The following is a 15,207-nucleotide window of genomic DNA, read 5'->3' on the forward strand; positions in this document are numbered from 1 at the left end:
GCTGGAGTCGGTTTTCTTCAAAATCCCTTCATGCCTGACTTCATCTACCTTGCCTCCCAAAGCCCGCGCCGCCGCCAGTTGCTGGAGCAGCTGGGCGTGCGCAACGAATTGCTGCTGCCCAATGTGGATGGCGATGTGGCCGAAGACGCCGAAGGCATCGAAGCTGTGCTGCCCGACGAAAGCCCGGACGACTACGTAGCCCGCGTCACCGGCCTGAAGCTCGACGCCGCTGTGGCCCGGTGTGCTCGGCGCGGGCTGCCTATGGCGCCCATCCTGTGCTCAGACACTACGGTCGCTCTCGGAAGCACCATTTATGGTAAGCCCGACGACGCCCCGCACGCCCAGCGCATGCTGGCCGAGCTAGCGGGCCAAACCCACCGGGTGCTGACGGCGGTGGCTGTGCAGGTGGGTGATGGCGCAGGTGCACAGCGGCTGCAGGCGCTTTCGGTGTCAGAAGTCACATTTGCGCCGCTCACGGCTGATCAGATCGCCGCCTATGTGGCCACTGGCGAGCCCATGGGCAAGGCGGGGGCGTACGGCATTCAGGGGCGCGCGGCCGCGTTTATTCCGGTGCTGCATGGCAGCTATTCGGGCATCATGGGCCTGCCGATGTACGAGACAGCCCAGTTGCTGCGTGCCATCGGCTTCTCTGTGTGAGATTCAACGCATATCTGCCATGGCCGCTATCCAACAAGACATTCTGATCAACTGGTCGCCCCAAGAAACCCGCGTGGCCGTCGTGGAACACGGGGCGGTGCAAGAGCTGCACATCGAGCGCACGCTGGAGCGTGGGCTGGTGGGCAACGTGTACCTGGGCAAGGTTTCGCGCGTGCTGCCGGGCATGCAGTCGGCGTTCATCGACATCGGGCTGGAGCGTGCGGCGTTTTTGCATGTGGCCGATGTGTGGCACCGCCAGCCTGATGGCGAGCCACCCGCCTTCGCCCGCAAGACCGAGCCGCAGTTGCCCATTGAAAAACAGGTGTTTGAAGGCCAGTCGCTCATGGTGCAGGTCATCAAGGACCCCATTGGCACCAAGGGTGCGCGCCTGTCCACGCAGATCAGCATTGCAGGCCGCCTGCTGGTGTTTTTGCCGCAGGACGACCATGTGGGCGTGTCGCAGAAGATTCCCCCGGCCGAGCGTGATGCGCTGCGGGCACGGCTACAGGCGCTGGTGGGCGATAAATCCGCGGGCGGCGGCGGTGGCTTCATTTTGCGCACCAACGGAGAAGACTCGACCGATGCCGAGCTGGCCGAAGACATTGCCTACCTGCGCAAGACCTGGGCGCGCATCAAGGAGGCTTCCGTCAAGCTGCCTGCTGGGTCGTTGCTGCACCAGGACCTGGACTTGCTGCAGCGCGTGTTGCGCGACCTGGTGAGCGACCATACGCAGACCATCCGGCTCGATTCGATGGAGCAGTTCCATCGCCTGCGTGCCTTTGGGCAGGAGTTCATGCCGGCGGCTGCGGGCAAGCTGCAGCACTACAAAGGCGAGCGCCCGATCTTTGACCTGTATTCGATTGACGAAGAAGTGGCCAAGGCGCTGGGGCGGCGGGTGGAGCTGAAATCGGGCGGCTACCTCATCGTGGACCAGACCGAGGCGCTGACCACCATCGACGTGAACACAGGCGGCTACGTGGGTGCGCGCAATTTTGACGACACCATCTTCAAGACCAACCTGGAAGCCGCCCAGGCCATCGCCCGCCAGCTGCGCTTGCGCAACCTGGGCGGCATCATCATCGTGGACTTCATCGACATGGTGCGCGAGGACCACCAGCAGGCTGTGTTGTCCGAGTTCAAGAAGCAACTGGCGCGAGACCGGGTCAAGACCATGTCGTCCGGCACCTTCTCGCAACTGGGCCTGGTAGAGATGACGCGCAAGCGCACCCGCGAATCTTTGGCGCACATGCTGTGCGAGCCCTGCGAAGCCTGCCAGGGCAAGGGCAGCGTGAAGACGGCGCGCAGCGTGTGTTACGACATCCTGCGCGAGATCCTGCGCGAGGCCCGCCAGTTCAACCCGCGCGAGTTTCGCGTGGTGGCCTCACCGCGGGTGGTGGAGCTGTTTCTGGACGAGGAAAGCCAGCACTTGGCGGGCCTGTCGGACTTCATCGGCAAACCCATTTCCCTGCAGGCGGAAAGCGCCATGGGGCAAGAGCAGTACGACATTGTTCTGCTGTAGCCAACGGGCCAGGGCGGGTGGCCCGTGACCCAGGCTTCACCCTGCTTGCTGGCTCTTTGCTATGAAAAAAGTAGCTAGTGTAGTGTCTCAAAAATAGATAGAACTATTTTGACCGGTGTTGGTCGAATCAGCTTCCTTATAGGAGACTACGCTGATGGCCCACCCTGGACGCCCCGCCACGAAGCTGCAGATCACCGATGCCGAGCGCGCAGAGCTGCATGCGCGACTGCGCGTACGCAAAGCGCCCGAGGACGAGAAGCTGCGCATGCGAATCGTGCTGGGCTGCGCAGATGGGGAGTCGGGCACCATGATTGCCCAACGCTTGGGCACGACGGTGCAAACTGTCTCCAAGTGGCGGCGGCGCTACCGGGCGTATCGTCTGGCGGGTTTGACCGATGCCCCGCGCGCTGGCCGCCCGCGCAGTGTGGGCGACGAGCAGGTTCAGCTCATTGTGGACAAGGTTCGCCAGAGCAAGCCTGACAACGCCACGCACTGGAGCGTGCGCCAGATGAGTCGGCACGCTGGCGTATCGCCCGCGACGGTGCAGCGCATCTGGCATGCCTTTGGGCTGAAGCCGCACCTGCAAGAAACCTTCAAGCTATCGACGGATCCCCATTTCGTGGACAAGGTACGGGATGTGGTGGGGCTGTATATGGCACCACCCGATCGCGCCTTGGTGCTGTGCGTGGACGAGAAGAGCCAGATCCAGGCTCTGGATCGCACCCAACCAGGGTTACCACTGACGTTTGGCAAACCCAGCACGCGCACGCACGATTACAAGCGCCATGGCACAACGTCGCTGTTTGCAGCGCTGGATGTGGCCACTGGCAAAGTCATAGGACAGCTCAAGCGCCGTCACCGCAGTGTGGAATTCCTGCAGTTCCTCAAAGCCATCGATGCAGCGGTGCCTGGCGAACAAGACATCCACCTGATCATGGACAACTACGGCACGCACAAGACGCAGGCAGTGCGGGCCTGGCTAGCAGCCCATCCTCGCTACCACGTTCACTTCACGCCCACCTCAGCGTCCTGGCTCAATCTGGTCGAGCGTTTCTTTAGCCAGATCAGCGAGCAGTGGATCAAGCGCAGCGCCCACACCAGCGTTGCTCAGCTGGAGCAATCCATACGGGAATACATTGATCGTCACAACGAGGATCCCAAGCCGTTCGTGTGGCATAAAAGTGCGGACACCATCTTGGCATCTGTGGCGCGGGCAGCGAGTACCATTATTTGATGATTACTTTTGAGACACCACACTAGTGTCCTGAGTTAAAAATTCATTGAATTATTTTCCCTGATGGCAATCATTCGTGTAGGGTGTTACACGACGAGGTGGCCATGAGCGGAAGACCAAAGACTCCATTGGTGTTGAGCGCAACGGAGCGAGAGCAATTGATTGCGTTGGCCAAGCGCCGTAAGACCGCGCAGGCCTTGGCCCTGCGCGCGCGCATCGTGCTCGCGTGCGCTGAGGGCCTGGACAACAAGGTGGTGGCAGCGCGCCAGCGGGTCACGCAGCAGACGGTTTCCAAGTGGCGGGGCCGTTTTGTTGAACTGCGCTTGGAGGGTTTGCTGGATGCGCCGCGCCCTGGCGCTCCGCGCACGATTGAAGATGAGCGCGTCGATGCAGTGATCGCCAAGACGCTGGAGTCTGTGCCAGTTGGCGCGACTCACTGGAGTAGTCGCACCATGGCCCGCGCAATGGGCATGTCACAGACGGCTGTGAGTCGAATCTGGCGGGCTTTCGGTTTGCAGCCGCACCGCCAGGAGACGTTCAAACTCTCCAGTGATCCGTTTTTTGTCGAAAAGGTCCGCGACATTGTCGGCCTGTACATGGACCCGCCACTCAAGGCGATGGTGTTGTGCGTGGATGAGAAGAGTCAAATACAGGCATTGGACCGCACACAGCCGATCTTGCCGCTGATGCCGGGCATCCCTGAGCGCAGAACCCACGACTACATGCGCCATGGAACGACGACGCTGTTTGCGGCACTGGACATTGCCACGGGCCAAGTGATTGGAGAGTTACACCGGCGCCATCGCAGCACGGAGTTTTTGCAGTTCCTGCGCTCCATTGAAGCGAATGTGCCAGCCCAGTTGGATGTGCATTTGGTGATGGACAACTACGGCACGCACAAGACCCCTGCGGTCAAGGCATGGTTTGCAAGACATCCCAGGTTCCACGTGCACTTCACGCCAACCTCCGCGTCCTGGCTCAATCAGGTGGAGCGTTGGTTTGCAACCCTGACCGAGAAGTGCATCCGTCGCGGCACACACCGATCGACAAGACAGCTTGAGCAGGCAATCCACCAATACCTGGAGTTGAACAATTCAGATCCCAAACCGTTCGCGTGGGTCAAGTCTGCCGATGACATCCTGGCGAGTATCGAGAGATTTTGTCTGCGAATTTCTAACTCAGGACACTAGTGTGGTGTCTCAAAAATAGATAGAACTATTTTGACCGGTGTTGGTCGAATCAGCTTCCTTATAGGAGACTACGCTGATGGCCCACCCTGGACGCCCCGCCACGAAGCTGCAGATCACCGATGCCGAGCGCGCAGAGCTGCATGCGCGACTGCGCGTACGCAAAGCGCCCGAGGACGAGAAGCTGCGCATGCGAATCGTGCTGGGCTGCGCAGATGGGGAGTCAGGCACCATGATTGCCCAACGCTTGGGCACGACGGTGCAAACTGTCTCCAAGTGGCGGCGGCGCTACCGGGCGTATCGTCTGGCGGGTTTGACCGATGCCCCGCGCGCTGGCCGCCCGCGCAGTGTGGGCGACGAGCAGGTTCAGCTCATTGTGGACAAGGTTCGCCAGAGCAAGCCTGACAACGCCACGCACTGGAGCGTGCGCCAGATGAGTCGGCACGCTGGCGTATCGCCCGCGACGGTGCAGCGCATCTGGCATGCCTTTGGGCTGAAGCCGCACCTGCAAGAAACCTTCAAGCTATCGACGGATCCCCATTTCGTGGACAAGGTACGGGATGTGGTGGGGCTGTATATGGCACCACCCGATCGCGCCTTGGTGCTGTGCGTGGACGAGAAGAGCCAGATCCAGGCTCTGGATCGCACCCAACCAGGGTTACCACTGACGTTTGGCAAACCCAGCACGCGCACGCACGATTACAAGCGCCATGGCACAACGTCGCTGTTTGCAGCGCTGGATGTGGCCACTGGCAAAGTCATAGGACAGCTCAAGCGCCGTCACCGCAGTGTGGAATTCCTGCAGTTCCTCAAAGCCATCGATGCAGCGGTGCCTGGCGAACAAGACATTCACCTGATCATGGACAACTACGGCACGCACAAGACGCAGGCAGTGCGGGCCTGGCTAGCAGCCCATCCTCGCTACCACGTTCACTTCACGCCCACCTCAGCGTCCTGGCTCAATCTGGTCGAGCGTTTCTTTAGCCAGATCAGCGAGCAGTGGATCAAGCGCAGCGCCCACACCAGCGTTGCTCAGCTGGAGCAATCCATACGGGAATACATTGATCGTCACAACGAGGATCCCAAGCCGTTCGTGTGGCATAAAAGTGCGGACACCATCTTGGCATCTGTGGCGCGGGCAGCGAGTACCATTATTTGATGATTACTTTTGAGACACCACACTAGTGGCGCTTGTCGGATAAGCGCCAGAGCGCTAAAAGGCATCAAAGTGCCCTGGCAGTGCCTTCAAAGCTTGCGCAGGCGCTCCAGCGCTGCGCGCAGGGTTTCATCCTTCTTCGCAAAGCAAAAACGCACCACGCGCTGGTCAAAGCCGTCGCCATAAAAGGCCGACAGCGGAATGGCCGCCACGCCCACTTCACGCGTGAGCCACTGGCAAAAATCTGATTCGTTCAGGTCGCTCACGGCCGAAATGTCCACGCACTGGAAGTAGCTGCCGGTGCTGGGCAGCAGCTTCAGGCGCGAGCCTTCCAGGCCCTGGCGGAACAGGTCGCGCTTGGCCTGGTAGAAAGCGGGCAGTTGCAGATAGGGCGTAGGGTCTTGCAGGTAGGCGGCCAGGCCATGCTGCATGGGAGTGTTGACGGTGAACACGTTGAACTGGTGCACCTTGCGGAATTCGGCCGTCAGTGCTGCAGGCGCTGCCACGGTGCCCACTTTCCAGCCTGTGACGTGGAAGGTCTTGCCAAAGCTGGACACGATGAACGCGCGTGCCGCCAGGCCGGCAAAACGCGCGGCGCTTTGGTGTTCGGCACCGTCAAACACCATGTGTTCGTACACCTCGTCGCTGATCAGCAGGATGTCGGTGGGCGCGAGCAGGGCTTCGAGCTGGCGCATCTCGTCGGCCGTCCAGATGGTGGCGCTAGGGTTGTGCGGGCTGTTGATGATGATGGCCCGGGTGCGCGGTGTGATGGCAGCGCTGATCTTGGCAAAGTCGGGGCGGAAGGTGCCGGGCGTGAGGGGCACGCGCACGGCCTTGCCGCCTGCCAGCTCGATGTTGGGCACGTAGCTGTCGTAGCAGGGGTCGAGCACGATCACCTCATCACCCGCGTGCACGATGGCAAGAATGGCGGTAATGATGGCCTGCGTGGCCCCGGCGGTGATGGTGATTTCCGTGCCAGGGTGGTAGGCGCGGCCGTGCAGTGCCTCGATCTTGCGTGCCACGGCTTCGCGCAGTGCGGGCACGCCGGGCATGGGCGGGTACTGGTTGTGACCGGCCTTCATGGCCTGGGTGACGGCGTCCACCAGTTCAGGGGCGCATTCAAAGTCTGGAAAGCCTTGCCCCAGGTTGACGGCGTTGTGCTCGGTGGCCAGGGCGGACATCACCGTGAAGATGGTGGTGCCCACGTTGGGCAGCTTGCTGGGAAAGGCGGGCGTGCGTGCGGCAGAAGTGGCGTTGGTCATGGTGGGGCGGGTCAGAATTCGTAGTCGTTCACATGGCCGGTCATGGCCCGGGCGATCAGTTCACGGCTCAGGCGGTCGCTGAGCAGTTCGGCAAATTTATAGACGAAATTGCGCAGGTACGCGCCGCGCTTGAAGGCCACGCGGGCCACGCTTTGCCCAAACAGATGGCCCACGGGGCGCACCACCAGGTCGCCCAGCGGGTCGTCGCGCATGGCCATCTCGGCCACGATGCCAATGCCCAGGCCCAGGCGCACGTAGGTCTTGATCACGTCGGAGTCAATCGCTTCAAGCACGATGCGGGGCGTGAGCTTGCGCGCGGCAAAGGCATGGTCGATCTTGCCGCGCCCGGTGAAGGAGGGGTGGTAGGTGATGAGGGCCTCGTGCGCCAGGTCGTCCAGGCCGATGCGTTCTTTCTGTGCCAGCGGGTGGCCGTTGGGGACCACCAGCACGTGCTGCCATTCATAGCAGGGCAGGGTGACGAGCTCGGGGTAGTCGGCCAGGGATTCGGTGGCCATGCCGATCTCGGCCCCCTCGTCAATGATCATGCGGGCTACTTCGTGCGGTGTGGCTTGGTGCAGGCTGATGTTGACCTTGGGATAGGACTCGCGCAGGCGGGCCACGGGCACGGGCAGCACGTAGCGGGCCTGGGTGTGGGTGGTGGCAATGCTCAGGGTACCGCTGTCCTGGGCGCTGAACTGTTCGCCAATGCGCTTGAGGTTGCCCACCTCGCGCATGATGATTTCGATGCTCTGCAGCACATGCTGGCCGGGCTCGGTGATGCGCTTGAGGCGTTTGCCGTGGCGGGCAAAGATGTCCACGCCCAGCTCTTCTTCTAGCTCAATGATGGCCTTGGACACGCCCGGCTGGGAGGTGTGCAGGGCTTTGGCAGCTTCGGTCAGATTGAGATTGCGGCGGGCGGCTTCTTGCACGAAGCGGAATTGGTGCAGGTTCATATCTGATGAAGGCTAAAGATTTGCATCATTATGCTTCATTCATCTAAAGAACTGGCGCGGATCCGCCCAAGAGCGCAACCTGTGGCGCTTGCCGTATTGCGTTTCAGGCAGCGGGGCGTTCGCAGGCAATGTCGGCCATCAAGGCCGTCATGCGCGGGTCTTCGCCAATAGCGGGTTGCACATGAATGGCCACCTGGGGGTGGTTGTCGCGCAGTTGCTGCACCAGGACAGGCAGGTCTTCGCGGGCGTGCTTGCCGGTGCCCAGGAACATGGGCACCACGGTGACATGGGTTGCGCCTGCAGCTACCAGGCCTGCCACCGCTTGCGCCAATGGAGGCTCGCTCAGTTCCAGATAGGCGCAAACCACCGGGCGCTGCGGGTGGTCTGCCTTGATGCGCGCGGCCACGGCCTCAATGGGGGCGCGCCAGAGAGGGTCGCGAGAGCCGTGCGAAAAAAGAACGACAGCAGAGGTGGGCTCGGTCATGGATGTGGAATCAAAGAATTGGCGCGCCAAAATGGGCTGCGCCTGGCTAGCGCCGCAGCAGTAACCATCCCCCGGCAAAGCCGGGGGCATTCGGGATGTGAGCCGCTCAAAGCGGCTGTAAGGGGTCGCTAACGCGGCCCCTCATTCTTGGGGCCACCTATCGGTGGCTACTCACCTCCATAGACCGAGTTGGTCCAACCTCTCGTCTTCCTTCTCCTGGTTTCGGATGTACTCCCGTATCACCGCTTCGTCGCGTCCCACCGTCGAGACGAAGTACCCTCGCGCCCAGAAGTGCTGACCCACGAAGTTGCGCTTTCGCTCTCCGTACACCCGCGCAAGGTGGATTGCGCTCTTGCCTTTGATAAAGCCCACCACCTGCGACACCGAGTACTTCGGTGGGATCGACAGCATCATGTGCACGTGATCGGGCATCAGATGCCCCTCTTCAACCCTGCATTCCTTTTGCGCGGCCAACTTTCTGAATACCTCACCCAGGTGTTCGCGTAGCTGCTTGTACAGCGTTCGCCTTCGACACTTGGGGATGAAGACCACGTGATATTTGCAATCCCAGGCCGTGTGACTCAAACTTTCATACTTGTCCATCGTGTTTCTTCCTTTCGTTTGCTTGGCGGCTCACGATTGAAAGTCTCTACGGTGGACAACCTCCTGAAAAGTCAAACTTCTACTGCCTCCCCGGCAGAGCCGGGGGGCCTCCTTTTGGTAGCTAGCCAGCCAAAGGCGGCCAGTGACAACACAGAGTAAATGAGCCCCGGCGCGGCAGCGGTAAGCCATGGAGACCAGTTTTGCAGGTTGCCCGCGTAGCCAAACACGTTGTTGAGCAAAAAGAAGCTGATGCCAGCCATGACGCCCCCGAAAACGTAGCCTGCAATGCTGCCTGAGCGGAAGTGCAGGTATGCGAAGGGCAGCGCCAAAACCACCATGACCAGGCAGCTCAAGGGGTAGAAGACCTTGCGCCAAAACTCGATTTCATAACGCTGCGCGGACTGCCCGTTGTCGTCCAGATGGCGGATGTACTGGAACAGATCAAACGTCGCCATGCGGTCAGGCTTGAGCAGCGATGCGGCAATCATGTCGGCACTGATGTTGGTGGGCCAGCGCCACTCTGGCAGTTTTTGGTGCTCTACCTGGGCTTCATCCGCCGCGCGTTGGTGAAAGACGCTGCGCTGCACATCGCGCAGCACCCAGGCGGCGTCGTCCGAACCCTGCACTTGTCCTGTTGCTGCACGGGTTTGCGAGGCGATCTTGCCCTGCTCGTCAAACTCAAAGATGCGCACGTCGATCAGCCCGCCATCGGCGCCGATGGCACGCACGTTGACGGCGAAGGAGTGGTCGTCCTGGCGCGCCTTGAGCCACGCCCCGGTGGCACCCGAACTGAGTTTGCCCAGGTGGCGCACCTTGATCAGCTGGGCCGCTTTGTCGGTGAGTGGAGCCAGGTAGTCACCCACAGCAAAGGTCAGCAGCACAAAGAAGCCACCCAGTGTGAGCAGCGTGCGCAATGCCAGCCAGGGGCCCATGCCGCTGGTGCGCATGATGGTGAATTCAGAGCTCTGCGCCAGGCGCGCCATCACAAAAATGGTGCCGATGAGCACGGTGATGGGCAGCAACTCATACAAATGGCTGGGAATGCTGAGCGCGACAAACAGCAGGGCATGGGACAGCTGGTAGCCGTCTGACCCCGTGCGGCCAATCCAGCGCAGTTCATCGACCAAATCGAAGAAAAAGAACAGGGCCAGAAAGCCCATCGTGACAAACGCAACCGCGAACACGGCTTCGCGGTGAATCAGGCGGCGCAGGGTATTCAAGCGGGGCTCCTTTGTGCCCAAAGGCGGCGGGGCGTCCATTGGTTGTGCCGTATCGCCAACAAAAGCATGCCTGCTCCGAACGTGCCGCCATGCAGCAGAGCCATGAACGCCAGCAGGCCCATGCGCCCAGAGCCCACCCAGCTCTGGCCCAGCGTCATGAGGTTGTAGTAAACAATGAAGGCAAACAGTGCCAGCACCATGCTGGTGCTGCGCGCGGCACGGGGGTTGGCGCTGGCCAGGGCCAGCCCCAGTACGACGAAATTGAGCGCAGCCAGTGCCAGCCCTACGCGCCAGCCCAACTCTGCCATGTGCACAGGCACGGGTTGCGCCAGCAGGGCAGGGGTCGAGCGGGTTTTGACGGAAAACTCTTCCGCTGCACCGGGCGGGGCTGAGCCGATGCGGGTCGAATATTCCTCAAATTCGCTGATCTTCAACCCCGGCTGGTTGCGGGTGGTTTCCAGCCGCTGGCCGTTACTGAGCACGGCAATCCGGTCTTCCCCACGAATTTCCATGCGGGCGCTGCGGGCGCTGGTCACGGTCTCTTTGTCACCCGTCGAGGTCGCGATGAAGATGTTGTTGCCCGCTTGTTCATCAGGAGTGTCCTTGTCGATGAAGAACACCCGTGTGCCGTTGGCCGATTCCTGGAATTCACCTGGGGCAATACGGTCAATGTCGCTGCGCCGCTCGTAACGTGTCTTCAGCTCCTGAATCTGCGTGTTGGACCAGGGCCATACTGCAAGCGACAGCACAGCGATGACGGCCATGACAGGCCAGGCGAATCGCAGCAAGGGGCGAAGCAAGCTGGCCAGGCCGCGCCCACTGGCAAACCAGATGACCATTTCGCTGTCGCGGTACATTCTGGAAAGGGTGCTGACCACCGCAACGAACAGGCTCAGGCTGAGAATGATGGGCAGCTGGCCGAGCACGGTGAACCCCATCACCAGCATGACGTCTGAGGGATTGACGCTGCCACGGGAGGCCTGCCCGAGGGTGCGGATCAGCATCATGGTCATTACGACCGTGACCAGCACCACCAGCGTCGCGCCGAAGCTGCGCGCCAGCTCCTTGCGAATAGATGAATCGAATAACATTGGCTCGAAGGAAAACACCGATTATGAACTTTGATCTGAAGAAACTGGATTTGGAAGCGGCCGCCATCGAAAAATGCGACCTGCTCGCTGTTTTGGTGCCAGAGGAGTTCAAGCCTGGCCGGGATGAGCTGTCGGCCCTGGTGGCGCAGGCGATCAAGCAGGGGGACTTCAGCGCCAAGGTTGGCAAACACCTGCAGTGCTATGGGACCTCGGCAGCGGCTGCAAAGCGTGTGGTGTTTCTGGGAACAGGAGACGGCTCGGCGCGTGCTGTGCGGCAAGCGGTGTTGTCTTTGTCTGGTTTGCTGAAAGGGCCACAGATCAAGCGCATGGTGGTGTTGTCTGCATCGCCGCTGGCAGCTTCCCACGTCAGCATTGCGGTGCAGGCGGTGGCAGAAGCCAGCTATGTCTACACCACCACCAAATCCAAAGCCGAAGCGCGTGCGCTGACCCGCTGTGTGGTGGGTGTAGCCGATGTGGCTGCAGCCCGTGCGGAATTTGATGCCGGAGTCGCTTTGGTGGCGGGTATCGAACTGGCCCGCGAATGGGGCAACCGGCCCGCCAATTACGCCACCCCTACGATGCTTGCCGATGCGGCCAAGGCTTTGGCCAAGCAGCCCCGCGTTCAGTGCAAGGTGCACGGCCCGGCGGAAGTGGCCAAGCTGGGCATGGGCGCTTTCATGGCGGTCGCCCAAGGCACTGAGCAGCCCCTGCGCTTCATTGAACTGCATTACCGTGGTGCCGGCAAGGATGTGCCTGCCGTGGTACTGGTAGGCAAAGGCATTACCTTTGACACGGGCGGTATCTCCATCAAGCCTGCGGGCGAAATGGACGAGATGAAGTTTGACATGTGCGGGGCGGCCAGTGTGTTGGGGGTGTTCAAGGCACTGGCCGAGCTGCAGCCCACATTGAACGTGGTGGGTTTGATCCCGGCGTGCGAAAACATGCCCGATGGCCGCGCCGTGAAGCCTGGTGATGTGGTTACCAGCATGAGTGGACAGACCATCGAAATTCTCAATACCGATGCGGAAGGACGTCTGGTGCTGTGCGATGCCCTCACCTATGCGGCCCGCTTCAAGCCTGCAGCGATCGTGGACATTGCCACGCTGACCGGCGCCTGCGTGATTGCGCTGGGCGGGGTGCGCAGCGGCCTGTATGCCAACCGTGATGAGCTGGCGCATGCATTGCACCAAGCCGGTGAAGCGTCTCTCGACCCGTGCTGGCGCATGCCCCTCGACGATGAATACGCCGAGGGACTCAAGAGCAATTTTGCAGACATGGGCAACGTGGCAGGGCGGGCGGGTGGCTCCATCACTGCAGCCAAGTTCCTGCAAAAATTTGTGGGCGACTTGCCATGGGCGCACTTGGATATCGCAGGCACGGCCTGGAAGGGTGGCGCAGCCAAGGGCTCCACGGGTCGCCCTGTGGGGCTGCTGCTTCAGTACCTGCTCGCGCACGCCAGCAACGCTGCTGCCTCTGCCAAGTCCAAGCCCGCCGCCACAGCGCGCGCCAAGGCTGTCAAAACCGTGCGGCGGGCACCTTCTGCCAAGTAAGAAGAGATGACAGAGATTGCCTTCCACTTCAACGCCCCGGACAAGCTCGCCTACGCGTGCCGCTTTGCACGCAAGGCCCAGCGCGCGGGCGCCCGGTTGGTGATCCTCGCCCCACGGCCTGTGCTGACTGAGCTGGACCGCATGCTCTGGTCTTTTTCACCGCAGGACTTTGTTGCCCATTGCTTTGCCGATGCGGATGAAGACCAAATTGCCGCTACCCCGGTCGTGCTGGCCAGTGAGCTGCGCCAGGTTCCGCACCATGAAGTGCTTTTGAATCTGGACAGCCAGGTGCCGGCGGGTTTCGAGCGTTTCTTGCGTTTGATCGAGGTGGTGAGTTCCGTCGATGAGCAGGATCGGGGGCATGCTCGATTGCGTTGGAAGCAATACGCCTCTCGCGGCTATGCCATCGCCCGGCATGACTTGGTGTTGAAAGGGGGTTGATGTGGCAACCTCTCCTCCCCGAGTTCCTCCGAAATTTGTTCCAACCCTCACCGAAGTGGTGCAAGCCCCGGTGGCTGGTGTCCCACGGCCTGCGGCTGCACCGGTCATGCCTCCAGCCTCCTCGAGGCCTGTCACCCGCCCGATTGCGCCAGTGCGGGCAGCCCCGGCCAGTCTGGCTCAGAGGCCGCCTGTTATGCCCGCAGCAGTCCCTTCACCGGCGGCCGCGACCCCGCAGCCACCCGCCCAGCGCATGCCGGATGGCGTCGAGGAATACATGATTCATCGCGTCATGCAGCGCGTGGATGTGGTGCTTGACCAAAGGTTGCGCGAGGCGATCGCCACGGTGGTGCAAGAGCAAACCAGATCGGTGCTTCCGCGCCTGCGCGAAGAAATCGAATCGGTGGTGCGCCACGCGGTGTACGAAGCCGTTGCAGACGAGCTGGCATCAGGTCAAAAGTGACTTGGCGCAACGGTAACAGGGTAATCCCCTGTGGTTTCGCGCTGCATTTAATCGTGTTCCCTAATGAGCTGGCCTGTAAATTGCGATATGTTTCACTGCGTTGAGACACAAGAACAATTCTCAGCGTTTACCTTTACTGGAGATAGATATGCAATTGAAGTTGAAACTGACCGTGGTTGCTGCTATCGCAGCTGTTGCCGGCGTTGCCTCTGCACAAGAGCAGGTGGTCAAGATCGGTCACGTGGCTCCTGTTTCCGGCGCCCAGGCTCACTACGGCAAAGACAACGAAAATGGCGCCCGCATGGCCATTGAAGAGTTGAACGCACAAGGTGTCACCATCGGCGGCAAGAAGATCAAGTTTGAACTGGTTGCTGAAGACGACGCTGCTGATCCGAAGCAAGGCACTGCAGCCGCTCAGAAACTGTGCGATGCCAAGGTTGCTGGCGTTGTGGGCCACTTGAACTCCGGTACCACCATCCCTGCATCCAAGGTTTACAACGACTGTGGCATTCCTCACGTCACCGGCGCGGCCACCAACCCCAACCTGACCAAGCCCGGTTACAAGACCACCTTCCGTATCATTGCCAACGACAACGCACTGGGCGCTGGTCTGGCTTCCTACGCTGCCGACACCCTGAAGCTCAAGACTGTCGCCATCGTGGACGACCGTACCGCTTATGGTCAAGGCGTTGCTGACGTGTTCAAGAAGACCGCTGCAGCCAAGGGCATGAAAGTGGTTGACGAGCAGTTCACCACCGACAAAGCTACAGACTTCATGGCCATTCTGACTGCCATCAAGTCCAAGAACCCAGACGCCATCTTCTTCGGCGGTATGGATCCACAGGCTGGCCCTATGCTGCGCCAAATGGAACAGCTGGGCATGGGCAACGTGAAGTACTTCGGTGGTGATGGCGTCTGCACGTCCGAAATCGCCAAGCTCGCTGCCGGCGCCAAGACACTGGCCAACGTGGTTTGCGCCGAAGGCGGCTCTTCGCTGGACAAGATGCCTGGCGGCAAGGCTTGGAAGGCCAAGTACGATGCCAAGTACCCCAACCAGTTCCAGGTGTACAGCCCCTACACCTATGACGCGACCTTCCTGCTGGTTGACGCTATGAAGCGCGCCAATTCTTGGGATCCCAAGGTTTACACCCCTGAGCTGCTGAAGGCCAACTTCAAGGGCGTGACTTCCACGATCCAGTTTGAACCCAACGGCGAAATGAAAAACCCTGCCATCACCCTGTACGTTTACAAGGATGGCAAGAAGACTCCTCTGAACTAAAGTCTGCTCAGCGGTCTCGCTAAAAAGGCCTTCTGCTTGATGAAAGCAGAAGGCCTTTGTTCTTGCGCTACCTGGTTTCAGTTTGCCAGGCGGCACCTCAGTGGCAGAGCA

General features: G+C 60.8%; 15 protein-coding genes. 9 read left to right on the plus strand and 6 right to left on the minus strand.

Features of this window, described 5'->3' with window-relative positions; translation table 11 throughout:
• Positions 1–30: 30 nt before the first annotated feature.
• The 5 genes from BDD18_RS14915 (at position 31) to BDD18_RS14935 (ending at position 5,756) form a co-directional block, all read left to right on the plus strand.
• Positions 31–657: a Maf family protein gene (locus BDD18_RS14915; RefSeq protein WP_142084148.1), complete on the plus strand. Its 627-nt coding sequence runs from the start codon at positions 31–33 to the stop codon at positions 655–657.
• A gap of 28 nt (positions 658–685) precedes the next feature.
• Positions 686–2,176: a ribonuclease G gene (gene rng / locus BDD18_RS14920; RefSeq protein ID WP_142085012.1), complete on the plus strand. Its 1,491-nt coding sequence runs from the start codon at positions 686–688 to the stop codon at positions 2,174–2,176.
• 154 nt (positions 2,177–2,330) lie between these two features.
• A complete protein-coding gene (locus BDD18_RS14925) occupies positions 2,331–3,410 on the plus strand; it encodes an IS630 family transposase (protein ID WP_005801445.1) in 1,080 nt (359 codons plus the stop codon).
• A gap of 104 nt (positions 3,411–3,514) precedes the next feature.
• A complete protein-coding gene (locus BDD18_RS14930) occupies positions 3,515–4,600 on the plus strand; it encodes an IS630 family transposase (RefSeq protein ID WP_063462293.1) in 1,086 nt (361 codons plus the stop codon).
• Between the two features lie 76 nt (positions 4,601–4,676).
• Positions 4,677–5,756: an IS630 family transposase gene (locus BDD18_RS14935; RefSeq protein ID WP_005801445.1), complete on the plus strand. Its 1,080-nt coding sequence runs from the start codon at positions 4,677–4,679 to the stop codon at positions 5,754–5,756.
• Positions 5,757–5,842: 86 nt separating this feature from the next.
• Here BDD18_RS14935 and BDD18_RS14940 read toward each other — a convergent pair whose 3' ends face one another.
• The 6 genes from BDD18_RS14940 to lptF all read right to left on the minus strand — a co-directional run bounded on the left by BDD18_RS14940 (position 5,843) and on the right by lptF (position 11,366).
• A complete protein-coding gene (locus BDD18_RS14940; RefSeq protein ID WP_142084149.1) occupies positions 5,843–7,015 on the minus strand; it encodes a pyridoxal phosphate-dependent aminotransferase in 1,173 nt (390 codons plus the stop codon).
• A gap of 11 nt (positions 7,016–7,026) precedes the next feature.
• Positions 7,027–7,968, minus strand: coding sequence for a CysB family HTH-type transcriptional regulator (locus BDD18_RS14945; protein ID WP_142084150.1), 942 nt, complete (start codon positions 7,966–7,968; stop codon positions 7,027–7,029).
• Between the two features lie 103 nt (positions 7,969–8,071).
• Entirely contained in the window at positions 8,072–8,542 is a 471-nt protein-coding gene (locus BDD18_RS14950; protein ID WP_142084151.1) for a sirohydrochlorin chelatase, read from the minus strand.
• 81 nt (positions 8,543–8,623) lie between these two features.
• Positions 8,624–9,055 (minus strand): IS200/IS605 family transposase, encoded by a 432-nt coding sequence (tnpA, locus tag BDD18_RS14955; protein ID WP_026437438.1) that lies wholly within the window; start codon positions 9,053–9,055, stop codon positions 8,624–8,626.
• A gap of 71 nt (positions 9,056–9,126) precedes the next feature.
• Positions 9,127–10,275: an LPS export ABC transporter permease LptG gene (gene lptG / locus BDD18_RS14960; protein WP_142084153.1), complete on the minus strand. Its 1,149-nt coding sequence runs from the start codon at positions 10,273–10,275 to the stop codon at positions 9,127–9,129.
• Positions 10,272–11,366: an LPS export ABC transporter permease LptF gene (gene lptF / locus BDD18_RS14965; protein WP_066783919.1), complete on the minus strand. Its 1,095-nt coding sequence runs from the start codon at positions 11,364–11,366 to the stop codon at positions 10,272–10,274. Before lptF ends, lptG begins: the two co-directional genes overlap by 4 nt.
• A 23-nt stretch (positions 11,367–11,389) precedes the next feature.
• Here lptF and BDD18_RS14970 point away from each other — a divergent pair, with 23 nt between their 5' ends.
• From BDD18_RS14970 to BDD18_RS14985, 4 genes are all read left to right on the plus strand, one after another.
• The gene (locus BDD18_RS14970) at positions 11,390–12,916 is read left to right on the plus strand and encodes a leucyl aminopeptidase (protein WP_142084155.1); all 1,527 of its coding nucleotides are present in this window, start codon (positions 11,390–11,392) and stop codon (positions 12,914–12,916) included.
• A gap of 6 nt (positions 12,917–12,922) precedes the next feature.
• Positions 12,923–13,357: a DNA polymerase III subunit chi gene (locus BDD18_RS14975; protein ID WP_066699357.1), complete on the plus strand. Its 435-nt coding sequence runs from the start codon at positions 12,923–12,925 to the stop codon at positions 13,355–13,357.
• Positions 13,358–13,550: 193 nt separating this feature from the next.
• On the plus strand, positions 13,551–13,817 hold the full coding sequence (locus BDD18_RS22840; RefSeq protein WP_338071829.1) for a hypothetical protein: 267 nt from the start codon (positions 13,551–13,553) through the stop codon (positions 13,815–13,817).
• A gap of 148 nt (positions 13,818–13,965) precedes the next feature.
• Positions 13,966–15,096 (plus strand): branched-chain amino acid ABC transporter substrate-binding protein, encoded by a 1,131-nt coding sequence (locus tag BDD18_RS14985; RefSeq protein ID WP_066783904.1) that lies wholly within the window; start codon positions 13,966–13,968, stop codon positions 15,094–15,096.
• Positions 15,097–15,207 lie beyond the last annotated feature (111 nt).

It is taken from the genome of Acidovorax temperans (assembly GCF_006716905.1).
GTDB lineage: Bacteria > Pseudomonadota > Gammaproteobacteria > Burkholderiales > Burkholderiaceae_C > Acidovorax > Acidovorax temperans.

Coding starts and splice junctions, on each gene's coding strand:
- BDD18_RS14915 (WP_142084148.1), top strand. CDS start 31: ATGCCTGACTTCATCTACCTTGCCTCCCAAAGCCCGCGCCGCCGCCAG.
- BDD18_RS14925 (WP_005801445.1), top strand. CDS start 2,331: ATGGCCCACCCTGGACGCCCCGCCACGAAGCTGCAGATCACCGATGCC.
- BDD18_RS14930 (WP_063462293.1), top strand. CDS start 3,515: ATGAGCGGAAGACCAAAGACTCCATTGGTGTTGAGCGCAACGGAGCGA.
- BDD18_RS14935 (WP_005801445.1), top strand. CDS start 4,677: ATGGCCCACCCTGGACGCCCCGCCACGAAGCTGCAGATCACCGATGCC.
- BDD18_RS14940 (WP_142084149.1), bottom strand. CDS start 7,015: ATGACCAACGCCACTTCTGCCGCACGCACGCCCGCCTTTCCCAGCAAG.
- BDD18_RS14945 (WP_142084150.1), bottom strand. CDS start 7,968: ATGAACCTGCACCAATTCCGCTTCGTGCAAGAAGCCGCCCGCCGCAAT.
- BDD18_RS14950 (WP_142084151.1), bottom strand. CDS start 8,542: ATGCCCCCGGCTTTGCCGGGGGATGGTTACTGCTGCGGCGCTAGCCAG.
- tnpA (WP_026437438.1), bottom strand. CDS start 9,055: ATGGACAAGTATGAAAGTTTGAGTCACACGGCCTGGGATTGCAAATAT.
- lptF (WP_066783919.1), bottom strand. CDS start 11,366: ATGTTATTCGATTCATCTATTCGCAAGGAGCTGGCGCGCAGCTTCGGC.
- BDD18_RS14970 (WP_142084155.1), top strand. CDS start 11,390: ATGAACTTTGATCTGAAGAAACTGGATTTGGAAGCGGCCGCCATCGAA.
- BDD18_RS14975 (WP_066699357.1), top strand. CDS start 12,923: ATGACAGAGATTGCCTTCCACTTCAACGCCCCGGACAAGCTCGCCTAC.
- BDD18_RS22840 (WP_338071829.1), top strand. CDS start 13,551: ATGCCCGCAGCAGTCCCTTCACCGGCGGCCGCGACCCCGCAGCCACCC.
- BDD18_RS14985 (WP_066783904.1), top strand. CDS start 13,966: ATGCAATTGAAGTTGAAACTGACCGTGGTTGCTGCTATCGCAGCTGTT.